Origin of the sequence: Nonomuraea roseoviolacea subsp. carminata, assembly GCF_024172185.1 — a bacterium.
GTDB classification, from domain to species: domain Bacteria; phylum Actinomycetota; class Actinomycetes; order Streptosporangiales; family Streptosporangiaceae; genus Nonomuraea; species Nonomuraea roseoviolacea.
Window position 1 is genome coordinate 3,704,396 of the sequence record NZ_JAMZEC010000001.1, and the last position, 15,195, is coordinate 3,719,590.

Annotated in this window: 12 protein-coding genes and 1 tRNA gene; 4 read left to right on the forward strand and 9 right to left on the reverse strand. The window is 68.5% G+C overall.

Annotated features, from left to right (window positions below):
* Positions 1–56 precede the first annotated feature (56 nt).
* The 9 genes from HD595_RS17315 to dnaA all read right to left on the reverse strand — a co-directional run bounded on the left by HD595_RS17315 (position 57) and on the right by dnaA (position 12,900).
* Positions 57–130: transfer RNA gene (locus HD595_RS17315), tRNA-Ile, on the reverse strand.
* A gap of 125 nt (positions 131–255) precedes the next feature.
* Positions 256–960 (reverse strand): DUF3566 domain-containing protein, encoded by a 705-nt coding sequence (locus HD595_RS17320; RefSeq protein WP_253770278.1) that lies wholly within the window; start codon positions 958–960, stop codon positions 256–258.
* 3 nt (positions 961–963) lie between these two features.
* Positions 964–3,480: a DNA gyrase subunit A gene (gene gyrA, locus HD595_RS17325; RefSeq protein WP_308211167.1), complete on the reverse strand. Its 2,517-nt coding sequence runs from the start codon at positions 3,478–3,480 to the stop codon at positions 964–966.
* Positions 3,481–3,501: 21 nt separating this feature from the next.
* Positions 3,502–5,424, reverse strand: a complete 1,923-nt coding sequence (gene gyrB, locus HD595_RS17330) for a DNA topoisomerase (ATP-hydrolyzing) subunit B (protein WP_425566406.1) — start codon at positions 5,422–5,424, stop codon at positions 3,502–3,504.
* 946 nt (positions 5,425–6,370) lie between these two features.
* The gene (locus tag HD595_RS46785) at positions 6,371–7,081 is read right to left on the reverse strand and encodes a DciA family protein (protein ID WP_253770282.1); all 711 of its coding nucleotides are present in this window, start codon (positions 7,079–7,081) and stop codon (positions 6,371–6,373) included.
* Positions 7,071–8,300 (reverse strand): DNA replication/repair protein RecF, encoded by a 1,230-nt coding sequence (recF, locus tag HD595_RS17340; protein WP_253770284.1) that lies wholly within the window; start codon positions 8,298–8,300, stop codon positions 7,071–7,073. Before recF ends, HD595_RS46785 begins: the two co-directional genes overlap by 11 nt.
* A gap of 368 nt (positions 8,301–8,668) precedes the next feature.
* Positions 8,669–9,610 (reverse strand): phosphogluconate dehydrogenase (NAD(+)-dependent, decarboxylating), encoded by a 942-nt coding sequence (gene gnd / locus HD595_RS17345; protein ID WP_253770286.1) that lies wholly within the window; start codon positions 9,608–9,610, stop codon positions 8,669–8,671.
* A gap of 45 nt (positions 9,611–9,655) precedes the next feature.
* Entirely contained in the window at positions 9,656–10,795 is a 1,140-nt protein-coding gene (dnaN, locus tag HD595_RS17350; RefSeq protein ID WP_253770288.1) for a DNA polymerase III subunit beta, read from the reverse strand.
* A gap of 524 nt (positions 10,796–11,319) precedes the next feature.
* Positions 11,320–12,900 (reverse strand): chromosomal replication initiator protein DnaA, encoded by a 1,581-nt coding sequence (dnaA, locus tag HD595_RS17355; RefSeq protein ID WP_253770290.1) that lies wholly within the window; start codon positions 12,898–12,900, stop codon positions 11,320–11,322.
* 490 nt (positions 12,901–13,390) lie between these two features.
* Between dnaA and rpmH the strand changes: the two genes are divergently transcribed.
* From rpmH to yidC, 4 genes are all read left to right on the forward strand, one after another.
* Positions 13,391–13,528, forward strand: a complete 138-nt coding sequence (gene rpmH, locus HD595_RS17360) for a 50S ribosomal protein L34 (RefSeq protein WP_043614899.1) — start codon at positions 13,391–13,393, stop codon at positions 13,526–13,528.
* Between the two features lie 72 nt (positions 13,529–13,600).
* The gene (gene rnpA, locus HD595_RS17365; RefSeq protein ID WP_308211168.1) at positions 13,601–13,963 is read left to right on the forward strand and encodes a ribonuclease P protein component; all 363 of its coding nucleotides are present in this window, start codon (positions 13,601–13,603) and stop codon (positions 13,961–13,963) included.
* Positions 13,960–14,238: a membrane protein insertion efficiency factor YidD gene (yidD, locus tag HD595_RS17370; protein WP_253770292.1), complete on the forward strand. Its 279-nt coding sequence runs from the start codon at positions 13,960–13,962 to the stop codon at positions 14,236–14,238. The genes rnpA and yidD overlap by 4 nt, the downstream gene beginning before the upstream one ends.
* 4 nt (positions 14,239–14,242) lie before the next feature.
* Positions 14,243–15,193 carry a membrane protein insertase YidC gene (gene yidC / locus HD595_RS17375; protein WP_253770294.1) on the forward strand — a complete coding sequence of 317 codons (951 nt, stop codon included), beginning with the start codon at positions 14,243–14,245 and terminating at the stop codon, positions 15,191–15,193.
* The last annotated feature ends 2 nt before the right edge of the window (positions 15,194–15,195 follow it).

The window sequence follows — 15,195 nt, forward strand, 5'->3', positions numbered from 1 at the left end:
GACAAAAGGCTAGATCCACGATCACGGGATCTAGCCTTTGAACTGCTCGAACTGGGTGGGGCTACCAGGACTTGAACCTGGGACCTCTTCCTTATCAGGGAAGCGCTCTAACCGACTGAGCTATAGCCCCGCGCACACCGCACCGTATCGCATCGGCTTCACCGACGCGAACCGGTTGCGCGGACGAGGAAAAGCTTACCGTGTCCGCGCCGGTGCTCGCGCCGCCCTCAAGCCGGGCGGCGCGAGATCGCCCGGCTACTCGGCCTCGCTGAAGGTCACCTCGACGCCGCCCACCAGGTCGGAGGCCACGTTGTAGATGACGGCCCCCAGCGTGGAGAGGGCGGTGATGAGGACCACGTTCACCGCGCCGATCAGGGCGGTGTAGCCCAGGATGCGGACCGGCTCGAACCACGAGGCGATGTCGATGGGCAGCGCCGTCTGGCCCTGCTCGCCCTGGCCGAGCTGGTTGACCAGGTCGACGATCGAGTCGAAGACGCCCAGCGCGTTCAGCACGCCGTACAGGACGGCCACCGCCACGAACAGCACCACGAAGCAGACGAGCGAGACCACGAAGCTGAACTTCATGGCCGACCACGGCTCGATGCGGCGCAGCACCAGGTGGGCCTTGCGGGGGAGCCGGGCCCCCGACGAGGACTTCTTCTTCGAAGACGACGACGACAGCTCAAGCTGCGGCGGCGCCTCGGACGTCAGGGACGGCCTGATGCCGGAGCCCTTGCCGTCCTGCTCCGCCTGCCCAGGCTTGGCGCCCGCGGGAGCCGGCTTGGGCCCGGCTTGCGGGGTCGAGGAGGACTGCGGCGCGGTCGGCATCGGGTGCACGGCCGTGGCGTTGTCCTCCTCGGGCTTGTCGAAGGTCTCGGTTTCGACGGACTTCTTAGGCTTCTGCCCGTTATCCCGAGCCGCCTTCGTCCTCGCGCTGGGGCTACCACCCTGGGCGCTCATGACTTACTCTCCTCCCCCGTCTTCCTCGTTGTCCACCACAGCGTCCACGGAGGCGGCAGCCTCGATGGACTCGGCGTTGCGGGCGAGGGCCACCACACTGTCGCCTTCGGCGAGGTTCATCAAACGCACTCCCATGGTCTGGCGGCCGGACTGCTTGATCTCGCCGGCACTCGTCCGGATCACCCCACCGGCGGACGTGATCGCGAAGACCTCGTCCTCTGGGTTGACCATGACGGCTCCGACCAGCTTGCCACGGGAGCTCACGATTTTCGCAGTCAGCACACCCTTACCGCCACGACCTTGAACCGGATACTGCTCAACTGGCGTCCGCTTGGCGTACCCAGCCTTGGTCGCGATAAGCACGTGCTGTCCGTCGGCGATGCGATTCATGGCGAGCAGCTCGTCGCCTTCGAGGAAGCGCATGCCGATGACGCCGCTGGTCGCGCGGCCCATCGGGCGCAGCGCGTCGTCCGAGGCGGTGAACCTGATCGACTGCGCGCCCTTGGACACGAGCAGCAGGTCGTCCTCCTCCGACACCAGGCGGGCACCGATGACCTCGTCGTCCTCGCGCAGGTTGATGGCGATGAGACCGCCGGACCTGGGGGAGTCGTACTCGGACAGACGGGTCTTCTTGACCAGGCCGCTGCGGGTGGCCAGCACGAGGTACGGGGCGACGTCGTAGTCACGCAGGTCGAGGACCTCCATGACCGTCTCGTCGGGCTGCATGGCCAGCAGGTTGGCCAGGTGCATGCCCCGCGCGTCGCGCCCGGAGTCGGGCAGTTCGTACGCCTTGACCCGGTAGACGCGGCCCTTGTTGGTGAAGAACAGCAGCCAGTGGTGGGTCGTGGTGACGAAGAAGTGGTCGACGATGTCGTCCTGCCGCAGCTGCGCGCCGCGCACGCCCTTGCCGCCGCGCTTCTGGGCGCGGTAGAGGTCGGTGCGGGTGCGCTTGGCGTAGCCGCCGCGGGTGATGGTGACGACGATGTCCTCTTCGGCGATGAGGTCCTCGATCGACATGTCGCCGTCGTAGGCGGTGATCTCGGTCTTCCGGTCGTCGCCGTAGCGGCCGACGATCTCGGCGAGCTCCTCGTTGATGATCTCCCGCTGGCGGGTCTCGCTGGCCAGGATCGCGTTGTACTCGGCGATCTGCGCCATCAGGGCGTCGTACTCGTCCTGGATGGCCTGGCGCTCCAGGGCGGCCAGCTTGCGCAGCTGCATGTCGAGGATGGCCTGCGCCTGCACCTCGTCGATCTCCAGCAGCCCCATGAGGCCCTGCTGCGCGTGCGCGGCGGACTCCGACGCGCGGATCAGGGCGATGACCTCGTCGAGCCGCTCCAGGGCCTTGAGCAGGCCGCGCAGGATGTGCGCGCGCTCCTCGGCCTTGCGCAGGAGGTAGCGCGTCCGGCGGACGATGACCTCGATCTGGTGCGTCACGTAGTGCCGGATGAACTGGTCGAGCCGCAGCGTGCGCGGCACCCCGTCGACCAGCGCCAGCATGTTGGCGCCGAAGGTGTCCTGGAGCTGGGTGTGCTTGTACAGGTTGTTGAGCACGACCTTGGCGACCGCGTCGCGCTTGAGCACGATCACCAGGCGCTGCCCGACCCGCGAGGAGCTCTCGTCGCGGACGTCGGCGATGCCGGTCAGCTTGCCCTCGCGCACCAGCTCAGCGATCTTGAGGGCGAGGTTGTCGGGGTTGACCTGGTACGGCAGCTCCGTGACGACGAGCGCCTGCCGGCCCTTGTCCTCCTCGACCTCGACCACGGCCCGCATGGTGATCGAGCCGCGCCCGGTGCGGTAGGCGTCCTCGATGCCCCGCCGTCCGACGATCAGCGCCTTGGTGGGGAAGTCGGGGCCCTTGACCAGCTTCATCGCCGCTTCGAGCAGCTCTTCCTCGCTGGCCTCCGGGTGCTCCAGAGCCCACTTGACCGCGGCGGCGACCTCGCGCAGGTTGTGCGGCGGGATGTTGGTGGCCATGCCGACCGCGATGCCGCCTGAGCCGTTGACCAGCAGCTGCGGGAAGCGCGCGGGCAGGACGTCGGGCTCCTGCGACTTGCCGTCGTAGTTGGGGCGGAAGTCGACGGTGTCCTTGTCGATGTCGCGCAGCATCTCCATGGCGATGGGCGCGAGCTTGCACTCGGTGTACCGCATCGCCGCCGCCGGGTCGTTGCCCGGCGAGCCGAAGTTGCCCTGGCCGTCGACCAGCGGGTAGCGCAGCGACCACGGCTGCGCCAGCCGCACCAGCGCGTCGTAGATCGAGGTGTCGCCGTGCGGGTGGTAGGTGCCCATCACGTCACCGACGACGCGGGCGCACTTGAAGTAGCCGCGGTCGGGACGGTAGCCACCGTCGTACATCGCGTAGAGCACGCGCCGGTGCACCGGCTTGAGACCGTCGCGGACGTCCGGCAGCGCCCTGGACACGATGACCGACATCGCGTAGTCCATGTAGCTGCGCTGCATCTCGGACTGGATGTCCACCGGCTCGATGCGGTCAGCCGGGGGAGTGGTGTTCACGTCCGTCACAGGTGATGATCCTTTTTCTGGCTAAACGTCGAGGAAACGGACGTCGCGCGCGTTGCGGATGATGAAGTCGCGCCGAGCTTCCACGTCCTCGCCCATGAGCACACTGAACAGGTCGTCGGCCTGCGCCGCGTCGTCGAGCGTGACCAGGCGGAGCAGCCTGGTCTCCGGGTTCATCGTGGTCTCCCACAGCTGGCCCGCGTTCATCTCGCCGAGTCCCTTGAAGCGCTGCACGTTGTCCCGCGGCCGCGGGTCGGCCTTGCCGTTGGCGATCCCTTCGGCGATGACCGCGTCGCGCTCGGAGTCGGAGTACGCGTAGGAGGCGTCCTCACCCTTGCGGTCCCACTTGATCTTGTAGAGCGGCGGGCACGACAGGTAGACGTGACCGGCCTCGATCAGCGGCCTCATGAACCGGAACAGCAGCGTCAGCAGCAGCGTGTTGATGTGCTGGCCGTCGACGTCGGCGTCGGCCATGAGGATGACCTTGTGGTAGCGCAGCTTGGCGATGTCGAACTCGTCGTGCACACCGGTGCCCAGAGCCGTGATCAGCGCCTGGACCTCGTTGTTCTTCAGGACCTTGTCGATCCGCGCCTTCTCGACGTTGAGGATCTTGCCGCGGATGGGCAGGATCGCCTGGAAGCGCGAGTCGCGGCCGCCCTTGGCCGAGCCGCCGGCCGAGTCGCCCTCGACGATGAACAGCTCGCACTTCTCCGGGTCGTTCCACTGGCAGTCGGCCAGCTTGCCCGGCAGGCCGCTGCCCGACTCCAGCAGCGACTTGCGCCTGGTCAGGTCGCGGGCCTGACGGGCGGCGAGGCGGGCGCGCGAGGCTTGCAGCGACTTGTTGATGATGTCCTTGGCCTCGCCGGGGTTGCGCTCGAACCAGTCGCGCAGGTGGTCGTTGCAGGCCTTCTGCACGAACGACTTGGCCTCGGTGTTGCCCAGCTTGGTCTTCGTCTGGCCCTCGAACTGCGGGTCGGACAGCTTGACCGAGATGATCGCGGTCAGGCCCTCGCGGACGTCCTCACCGGAGAGGTTGTCGTCCTTGCCCTCCTTGAGGAACTTCTGCTCGCGCGCGTAGCGGTTGACGATCGTGGTCAGCGCCGCGCGGAAGCCCTCCTCGTGGGTGCCGCCCTCCGCCGTGTTGATCGTGTTGGCGAAGGTGTAGACCGACTCGGAGTAGGAGTTGTTCCACTGCATGGCGATCTCGACCGCTATGCCGTCGCCCTCCTCCTCGAAGGAGATGATCGACGCGTGCGCCGGCTCCTTCTTGGTGTTGAGGTGCTGGACGAAGTCGGCCAGGCCGCCCTCGTAGTGGTAGGTGACCGTGTGCGGCTCGCCGTTGACGTGGTCGGGGCGCTCGTCGGTGAAGGTGATCATCAGGCCCTTGTTGAGGAAGGCCATCTCCTGGAAGCGGCGCGAGAGCGTCTCGTAGTTCCAGGTGGTGGTCTCGAACACCTCAGGGTCCGGCCAGAACGTGATCGTGGTGCCGGTCTCGTCGGTCTCCTCGTCCGTGGACAGAGGAGCGACGGGCTTGGCGTTGACGAGACTCAGCCGGTGAACGCGCCCGTTCTGCTTGACCTCGACGTCCATGGCGGTGGACAGCGCGTTGACGACGGCCGAGCCGACCCCGTGCAGACCGCCCGAGACCGCGTAGGACTGGCTGTCGAACTTGCCGCCGGCGTGCAGCGTGGTGAGCACGACCTCGACGGCGGAGCGCTTCTCCACCGGGTGGATGCCGGTGGGGATGCCACGACCGTTGTCGATCACGCGCACGCCGTTGTCGGCCAGCAGCGTGACGTCGATGCGGTCCGCGTGACCGGCCAGCGCCTCGTCCACCGCGTTGTCCACGATCTCGTAGACGAGGTGGTGCAGACCGCGCTCTCCGGTCGAACCGATATACATACCCGGGCGCTTGCGAACCGCCTCAAGCCCTTCGAGTACGGTGATTGAGCTAGCGTCGTAGGACAAGTGCCAAATCCTCCTGCCGCGGACACGCGGCAGGGAGGCGCTCTCTTGCCCAGCTGCCCCTGCCGTGCCCGTCACCGTCGTGAGTGCCCCGTTGCGCTGGTCACCCAGGGGAGTCGACGTCGCCGTCGCGCGCCGGGGGTGACACGCAAGCGGACGTGTCCGGAATCCGTATTCATTCTACCGGGTCCGAGTGCCCAAGGTGGCATTGAACGCCCCTGTAATGCTCTGTCGCTCGTTGACCCCCCGGGCGAGCCTTCCCCCCCACGGGCGTGGGGTCATCGCTCCTGCGGGCTTCTGATCGGTTTTCGGCCGCTGTCGGCTCTCCGTTCATGATCGCGTACGGCCCGCGACTCCTGCTGTGGACGAGGCTCCCGGCTGTGCTGGGGGCTTGGGGCATGTGCAGCGCCTGGTCTCAGGTGTCGCCCGTGGATGTGCGGCCGGTGGGGGACGCTGTGGTGCGGGGATACGCCTTGTGGGACGCCCACGCGCCCGCCTGGCGAGACCGGCCCCGTGACTCCGACGCCTTGTGATGCCCGCTCCGGCGCCCTGTGATGCCCGCATCTTGCGAGACCCGCCTAGTGACTCCGGGACCTTGTGGCGCCCGCACCGAGGGAGACCCGCCCTGTGGCACCCACACCTTGTGGGAGCCCTCCTGTGGCGAGAGCTCGCCCCGAGCACGGCGCGCTCTTCGCGATTCCGACCTGTGGACGGCGCTCTGTGAGACCTCTGCTGGTGTGACCACGCGCCGCGGGGCGTCGTGTGAGCCCTGTGGATGGCGACTTGTGGGAGCGCCCATGAGAGCTCGGCTTGTGACCTCGTCCATTGATCCCCGCCCTGTGGACGACGCCCCGCGTGACCGTTGCTTCGCGTGCCCCCGCCCTGTGAGTTCACACCCTGTGGAAACTCGTACGTCCCGGCTGACCGCTCAGCCGTACGTGTCGCCCGGTCCCCGGCTCCCGGTGACCCGCAGCCCTCCGGTACGCGGGCCGTGCTGCGGTCCCCTGACCTTGACCCGCGTCACCGTGCCTTCGCCCAGTTCCTCGTTGAGCCGGCGCACCAGCGTGCGCGCGAGCAGCCGCACCTGGGTCGCCCAGGCCGTGGAGTCGGCCGCGATCAGCACCTCGCCGTCCTCGAACCCCTCCGGCTTGGTGTGGGCGGCCAGGTCGGGACCCACGATGTCGGACCACCGGCCGAACACGCCCCCGACGGCCGCCGGACGCTCCCAGCCCCGGTCGGCCAGCAGGTCGCGGATGGCGCGGCCGAAGAGCTGGGGGTCGCCGCCCTCACGGCGCGGACCGGCTGCCCGGCGCCGCGGCTCGCGACGGGGGAGCTGGCCCCGCTTGGCGGCGTCGGCCTTGGCCTGGGCCAGCTTCTCCCGCGCCATCGCGGCGCCGCGCGCGGTGGGGTTGTCGCCGCCCCCGGTCCCCGGGCCGACAGCCGGGCCGGCCGCGGCGCCACCGGTGACCGCGCCGCCGTCAACCGGGATGCCGCGCGCCGACTTGCCCTCGACAGGGACGCCACGCACAGGCTTTCCCCCGGTGGGGATGCCGCGCACCGGCTTCCCCTCGGCAGGGACGACGCGGGCCGGCTTGCCGTCGGCGGGGATGCCGCGGGTCGGTTTGCGGTCAGCGGACACGGGTGACGCTCCCCTCTGCGACGTCGAAACGGGCGCCGGCCAGCTCGGACGGCACGTCGTCGGGCACGGCGGCGGTGATCAGGACCTGCTCGGCGGGCGCGACGATCTCGGCCAGGCGGCGCCGGCGCTGGCCGTCGAGCTCGGCGAACACGTCGTCGAGGATCAGCACCGGGTCGCCGCCGTCGGCGCGCAGCAGATCGTACGCGGCCAGACGCAGTGCCAGCGCGAACGACCACGACTCGCCATGACTGGCGTAGCCGCGGGCGGGCAGGTCGCCGAGGCCCAGGACGAGGTCGTCGCGGTGGGGGCCGACGAGCGTCACGCCGCGTTCGAGCTCGGCCGCGCGCACCTCCAATAGCCGCTCGCGCATCCGCTCTTCAAGGGTTTTCCCCAAGTCTGTGGATAACGTCTGTGCATCGGAAGATCCCCGCTCACCGGCGACTTCGTCCTCCGCGTCGTCCCCACCTGTGGACAACGTGCTGCGGTAGGCGAGGGTCGCGGGGGCGCTCGTGGGGGCCAGCGCGGCGTACGCCCCGGCGACGAGCGGGCGCAGCGCCTCCACGAGTTCGAGCCGGGCCCGCAGGAGCTCCGCCCCGTGCCGCGCGAGATGGGCGTCCCAGACCTCCAGAGTGGCCGTCGGGTCACCGGCGCCCGCCGCCGCGAACCCGGAGTCGCTTTCGACCCTCCGGGCGCTCCTGGAGCCTCTACGGGCCTGCGCGGCCGTGCGCAGGAGCGCGCCCCGCTGCTTCAGCACCCGCTCGTAGTCGGCGCGCACCCCCGCGAACCGGGGGGCCCGCGCCACCAGCAGGTCGTCGAGGAACCGGCGGCGCTCCGAGGGGTCGCCCTTGGCCAGCGCGAGGTCCTCGGGGGCGAACAGCACCGTGCGCAGCAGCCCGATGACGTCGCGCGGGCGGACGGGCGAGCGGTTGAGCCGGGCGCGGTTGGCCTTGCCCGGGTTGATCTCCAGCTCGACCAGCGCCCGCCGGTCGTCCCTGTGGACGGCGCAGCGCACGATCGCCCGGCTCGCCCCCTGCCGCACGAGGGGCGCGTCGGTGGCCACCCGGTGGCTGGAGTGCGTCGCGACGTAGCCGAGGGCCTCGACCAGGTTGGTCTTGCCCTGGCCGTTGGGCCCCACGAACGCCGTGACGCCCGGCTCCAGGCCGAGCTCCACGGACGCGTAGGACCGGAAGTCGGTCAGCGACAGGTGGGCGACATGCACCCCACGAAGGGTAGTGGGCCACGCCGGTCACATGGGCAACCGGCTTGCCCGCCTGTGGAAAACTCCGCGGGGCGCGCCGCGACGTCGCCGCCCTCAGCGCGTCGCCAAGCCCCATCGCCACGCCTCGGGACGTCGGCCACCGCGCCTCAGGACGCGGCCGTCGTGCCGCACGGCGCCGGTCGCGCATGGTCGGTGCTGCCGCCGCGTCCGGGCGGCGGCCTCCGCGCCCCCAAGGCGCCGGTCGCGCTTGGTGGCGGCGGTCGCCGCACCTCAGGGCGCCGGTCGTCGCGCCCCAAGACGCCGGTCGCCGCGCCTCAGGGCACAGTGCCAAGCCCCTCGGCGAACGGCGAGCCGGGAGCCTCAGGACGTCACTGGGCCTCGCGTGGCGGGGTGACGTCGGCGCCCGGCGCGTCGGCGCCCTTGCCCGTGGAGCCCTCCGCCGAGGTGACCGCGTGCCCGCCGAACTGGTTGCGCAGCGCCGCGACGACCTTCATCGCCGGGGAGTCCTCCTGCCGCGAGGCGAACCGCGCGAACAGCGCCGCGGTGATCACCGGCAGCGGCACGGCGTGGTCCACGGCCGCCTGGACGGTCCACCGGCCCTCGCCGGAGTCCTGGGCGTAGCCGCGCAGGTTGGCCAGGTTCTCGTCGTCGTCCAGGGCGCGTACGAGCAGGTCGAGCAGCCACGAGCGGATGACCGTGCCGTCGCGCCAGCTCGCGAACGAGCCGCGCACGTCCTTGACGACGTCGGACGCCTCCAGCAGCTCCCAGCCCTCGGCGAAGGCCTGCATCATGCCGTACTCGATGCCGTTGTGGACCATCTTCGCGAAGTGGCCCGCGCCGACGTCGCCCGCGTGGACGAAGCCGTTCTCGCCCTCCGGCTTCAGCGTCTCGAACACGGGCATCAGGTGCTCGACGGTGGCCTTGTCGCCGCCGCACATGAGCGCGTAGCCGTTCTGCAGGCCCCAGACGCCACCGCTGACGCCGCAGTCGACGAACGAGATGCCCTTCTCGGCCAGCTCCGCCGCGTGCTTCTGGTCGTCGATGTAGTGGGAGTTGCCGCCGTCGACGACGATGTCGCCCTCGCTGAGCAGGCGTCCGAGCTCGTCGATGGTCTGCTGGGTGGGTTTGCCCGCCGGGACCATCACCCAGACGGCGCGCGGCGCCTCCAGCCGTTCGACCAGTTCCTTCAGGCTGCCCACATCGCTGACCTCGCGGTGGTGGTCGTAACCCACGACGTCATGGCCGCCGCGCCGGAGGCGCTCGGCCATGTTGCCGCCCATCTTGCCGAGCCCGATCATGCCGATCTGCATCTTCTCTACCCCCTTGTCAGGCTTCCATCATCCCTGATGTCAGCTTCAGCCTGACAGGCGGATCGGCATGATCAGGTAACGGTAGTCGGGCGCGCCGTCGCCGTCCACAGGCTTGCCCCCGGTGAGGATGGCGGGCTTGGTGGACGTGGTCATCTGCAGCCGGGCCACGTCGGAGTCGATCGCACCCAGCCCTTCCAGCAGGAACTGGTGGTTGAAGGCGATGTTCATCTCCTCGCCCTCGTAGTCCACGGGCAGCACCTCGACGGCCTGCGCCTCGTCGCCGCTGCCGGCCTCCAGCACGACCTCGCCGCTTCTGAACGCGAGGCGTACGGGGGTGTTGCGCTCGGCGACCAGAGCCACGCGCTTGACCGCCTCGACGAACGGGCCTGTGGACAGGTCGGCGCGCGCGGAGAACTCGGTCGGCAGCAGCGAGCGGTACTTGGGGAACTCGGGGTCGAGCAGGCGCGTGGTGGTGCGCCGGCCGCCGCTGGAGAAGCCGATCATGCCCTCGCCGGTGCCGCCGGCGGAGCTGAGCGCGATCTCGACCTCGGCGCCGGACGAGCCGAGCGCCTTGGCCGTGTCGGCGAGCGTCTTGCCGGGGATCATCGCGACGGCCGAGAAGTCGGGCTGGCCGGGCTGCCACTTCAGCTCGCGCACGGCCAGGCGGTAGCGGTCGGTCGCGGCGAGCGTGACCACGTCGCCCTCGATCTCCATGCGCACGCCGGTGAGCATGGGCAGCGTGTCGTCGCGGCCGGCGGCGACGGCGACCTGGGCGACGGCCGAGGCGAACACGTCGCTGCCGACCCGGCCCGCCGCCGGCGGCATGGCCGGGAGCGACGGGTAGTCCTCCACAGGCATGGTGAGGAGGGTGAATCGCGCGCTGCCGCACGTGACGACCGCCTTGGCCCCGTCCACGACGAAGTCCACAGGCTGTGCGGGAAGCGCGCGGGTGATCTCGGCGAGGAGCTTGCCGGAGACCAGGACGACGCCCGGCTCACCGGTCTGGAGCTCGAGGGTCACCTGGGCGGACACCTCGTAGTCGAAGCCGGAGAGTTTGAGGCGCTGCTCCTCGGTCACCTCCATGCGCATGCCGGCGAGCACGGGCACCGACGGGCGGGCGGGGAGGCTGCGCGCCGTCCACGCCACCGCCTCAGCGAGGACGTCTCGCTCGATTCGGAACATCACCGTGATCAGCCTCCTGGGTCCGTCGTTGATTTCAAGTGTCCCGCCTCCCGCACCTCCGGTCCGGGAGAACCCTTCTATGGGTCTTGAGTTCTTTGTAGGAGAGATAAGTGGTCATCACACTAGGGGGTGTGGATACTGTGGACAACCGGCGTTTCCGCTGCTCAGCCCGGCTGTTTTCATCCACTGCCCTTGTGGGTGAAGCCTGGGGGTAACTTCGCCGCCTGGGGATGACGAAACGTTGTGCACACGCTGTCCCCAGGCGAGGGGGTCTTCATCCACCGGTCATCCACAAGGTTTCCACCGGTTATCCACGGGGTAAGCGACCCCTTTTGGGAGCCCCAGATCGACTGTGCACAGGGCGTCCACAAGTCATCCCCAGGTTGTCCCCAGGTTTTCCGCAGGATGTCCCCACCTTTATCCCCAGCCCTTGTGGGCGAAATTTCCGGGCATTGTGGGGCGGTTGACGGCCGTCCGCGCGCGTTTTCCCTGGTCCACAGTGTTATCCACAGGGTGTGCATAACTGCTCAGGGCCCACTGGTGGTCTGTTTGATGCGCATTGTCAGCTCGTTGACCTGGTTGTACATCGACCTGCGCTCCGCGATGAGCGAGCGGATCTTGCGCTCCGCGTGCATCACGGTCGTGTGGTCGCGGCCGCCGAACTGCTGGCCGATCTTCGGCAGCGACAGCTCCGTCAGCTCGCGGGCGAGGTACATCGCGATCTGACGGGCGTTCACCAGCGCCCTGCTGCGCGAGCTGCCGCACAGGTCGTCGATGCTGATGCCGAAGTACTCCGCGGTCTTGGCCATGATCGTCGCGATCGTGATCTCCGGGCCGGACTCGGAGGTGATGAGGTCCTTCAGGACCACCTCGGCGAGCTGCAGGTCGACGCCCTGCCGGTTGAGGCTGGCGAACGCGGTCACCCGGATGAGGGCGCCCTCCAGTTCGCGGATGTTCGTGGAGATGCGGCTGGCGATGTACTCCAGCACCTCGGGCGGCGCGGCCAGGCCCTCCTGAATCGCCTTCTTGCGCAGGATCGCGATGCGCGTCTCCAGCTCCGGCGGCTGGACGTCGGTGATCAGGCCCCACTCGAACCGGTTGCGCAGCCGGTCCTCCAGCGTGATGAGCTGCTTGGGCGCCCGGTCGCTGGAGATGACGATCTGCTTGTTGGCGTTGTGGAGGGTGTTGAAGGTGTGGAAGAACTCCTCCTGCGTCTGCTCCTTGCCCTCCAGGAACTGGATGTCGTCCACGAGCAGGATGTCGATCGCGCGGTAGCGGCCGCGGAAGCCGTCGGCCTTGTGGTCGCGGATGCTGTTGATGAAGTCGTTGGTGAACTCCTCCGAGCTCACGTACCTCACCCGGGCGCCGTCGTACAGGCTCTGCGCGTAATGACCGATCGCGTGCAGGAGATGCGTCTTGCCGAGGCCGGAGTCGCCGTAAATGAAGAGGGGGTTGTACGCCTTCGCGGGGGATTCGGCCACGGCCACGGCCGCGGCGTGCGCGAACCGGTTGCTGGCGCCGATGACGAATGTCTCGAATGTGTACTTTTGGTTGAGTCGAGCTGGTTCGCTCGGTTTCGTGCTCTTCGCTTCCCACCGGTTCGGCGCCGGCTCCGGCGCCTTTTCCACAGGGGATGTGTACGGCTGGGCCTGTTCAAAAGTGAAGCCCTGCTGTGGATATTCGGTGGATGACTGGGCCGGCTCGGCCTGTGGAGAATAGAACTGCGGAGGCTCGGAAACCGGGTAGAGCTGGGAAGACGCGGGTTGTGCGAAACGCAGCTGAGGATCCACACCCTGGGGATAACCGCCGCCCACAGGCTGTTGATGAGACTCGGCGGCGGGCGGTTCGGGAGCCGTCGTGTCGATCATCACGGCCAGCCGCATCGCCTTGCCCAGCTCCTGCGACAGCGCCGTCGTCACCGGCTGGCGCAGCTTGCCCTCGATGAGGTCCTTGAGGAAGTCGTTGGGGACGCCGAGCACGATCGTGTCGCCGGCCAGGGCGATCGGACGGACCATGGACAGCCACGTGCGCTGCTGGATGGGCACGTTCTCGTTGAGGAAGTTGCCCAGAGCCCTGGACCAGACTGCGGCGAGCTCGGCAGCGTTCATGACGCGGCTCCCCTCCTTCCTTTCCGCGGCCCCCCGCGATTGTTTTCCACACCTGCGTGCCGTCCGTGCGACGATCGACCCCGTCCGTCCACAGCCCTTGATCCGGGCGCCGTACCCAGGATCTCCACAGGTGATCCACAGGCTGTCCACAGCCTCACAGGGCGTTGGAGTGGCCGACAGTATCTTTGTGCACAGCCGTGTTCAAGACGTTGTCCACAGCCTAGTGGCACCTGGGTGCACATACTGTGGACGCGGCCGGGGCGGTGGAAAACCCGCATGTGGATACGTGGATAACCTCGCGGGGACGCCTCCGGACACGCGGGCGCCGGGCCTCCGGGAGCCTGTCAGTTTGACCTCGGGCGCACTTGGCCCGTAACGTACGACGGTCGGCTTGCCACGCGACGGCTATTTCGCGTGCCCTCGCTTCCTCGGCAGGCCATCCATGTGTGTAAAGCGCCCCTGGGCGCACCATCAAGCCTGGAGCCCACCCGTGAGCAAGCGTACTTTCCAGCCGAACAACCGTCGTCGCGCGAAGACCCACGGCTTCCGGCTGCGGATGCGCACCCGGGCCGGTCGCGCCATCCTCGCCGCCCGTCGTCGCAAGGGCCGCGAGAAGCTGTCGGCCTGATCGCCCCGCGCCCGATAGTCCGCCCGCCGGTGATCCTCGCCGGCGGGCGATAGGCGTATACGGTCCTTTCACGTGCTTTCCCGAGAATCCCGCATGCGGCGCGGGGAGGAATTCCAGGCGGCGATCAAGCGCGGCAAACGCGCCGGTCGCCCCACTCTGGTGGTGCATCTCGTCATTTCGGGGGATGAGACACCGCGGGTGGGTTTCGTGGTGAGCAAGGCGGTCGGTGGTGCCGTCATCCGCAACAAGGTCAAGCGTCGGCTTCGACACCTGATGCGGGAACGTCTCGAACGGCTGCCGGGAGGTAGCCTGCTTGTGGTACGCGCCAATCCACCGGCCGCGTCAGCGCGATCCGAGCAGCTAGCCGCCGAGCTCGACCTCGCGTTGGATCGACTCCTGAGGCGGCGCGAGTCCTCGATGGATGGACAGAGATGACGGAGCAGCCGCAGGGGGTGCCGAGCCTCGCCGCTCGGGCACTGATCATCCCCATCCGGTTCTATCGGGCCTTCATCGGCCCGATGCTCGGTCCACACTGCCGGTTCCACCCGTCGTGCAGCGCCTACGGGCTTGAGGCGATCACCGTACACGGAGCATTGCGGGGTACATGGCTGACCGTCCGGCGCATCGGACGGTGCCACCCGTTTCACCCCGGAGGTATAGACCCGGTGCCCCCACGCCCGGTCCGGTCCCACGAATTGCAAGGGAGATAGCTCGGTGGAGCTGTCCTGGCTGAGCTGGCTCTATGAAGCCGTAGCCCACGTCATCACCTGGATCCATACGGGATACAGCACTTTCCTCAACCCGGACGGCGGGCTGACATGGGCGCTGACCATCATCACGCTCACCGTGTGCATGAGGATCCTGATCTTTCCGCTGTTCCTGAAGCAGATGCGCTCGTCGCGGAAGATGCAGGAACTGGCCCCCAAGGTCGCGGAGATCCGTAAGCGCTACAAGAACGACAAGCAGCGCATGAACCAGGAGGTCATGGCGCTGTACCAGGGTGCGGGCGCCAACCCCCTCGGCGGCTGCCTGCCCGTCGTCGCGCAGTTCCCGATCTTCATCTCCATGTTCACGGTGCTGCGGGCCATGGCCGACGGCCGCGCGGTCTACGGCATGACGCAGGAACTCGTCGACAGCGCCCGGTCCGCGCACATCTTCGGCGCGCCGCTGCCGGCGAGCTTCTTCATGTCCGAGGCGCAGATCCACAGCTTCGACGCGACGGTCATCCAGACCAAGATCGTCCTGGGTGTCTTCGTGGCGATCAGCTCGCTGACCACGTTCCTCACCGTCCGGCAGAGCGTCGGCCGCTCCATGGCCCAGATGCCGGACAACCCCATGGCGCAGCAGCAGAAGATCCTGATGTACATCTCGCCGCTGTTCGCCTTCTTCAGCCTGAACTTCCCCCTCGGCCTGATCCTCTACTGGGTCACCACCAACCTGTGGACGCTCGGCCAGCAGCACTGGTTCTACAGCCGGCACCCCATGCCGCAGTACGACGCCAAGGGAAACGTCATCCCCGTCGAGCCGAAGCCGGGACTGTTCTCGAAGATCCGTGGCACCACTCCCGAGGAGCAGGCGCCCCCCGCCCCGCCCGAGCCTAAGATCGTCAGGCAGCAGCCCACCCGCCAGCCCCGCAGCAAGCGCACCGGCAGCAAGAAGTCGTGAAC

What these genes read in the sequence shown, in the direction of transcription:
- HD595_RS17320 (WP_253770278.1), bottom strand. Translation starts at nt 960, where the DNA reads ATGAGCGCCCAGGGTGGTAGCCCCAGCGCGAGGACGAAGGCGGCTCGG.
- gnd (WP_253770286.1), bottom strand. Translation starts at nt 9,610, where the DNA reads ATGCAGATCGGCATGATCGGGCTCGGCAAGATGGGCGGCAACATGGCC.
- dnaA (WP_253770290.1), bottom strand. Translation starts at nt 12,900, where the DNA reads ATGAACGCTGCCGAGCTCGCCGCAGTCTGGTCCAGGGCTCTGGGCAAC.
- yidD (WP_253770292.1), top strand. Translation starts at nt 13,960, where the DNA reads ATGACGGAGCAGCCGCAGGGGGTGCCGAGCCTCGCCGCTCGGGCACTG.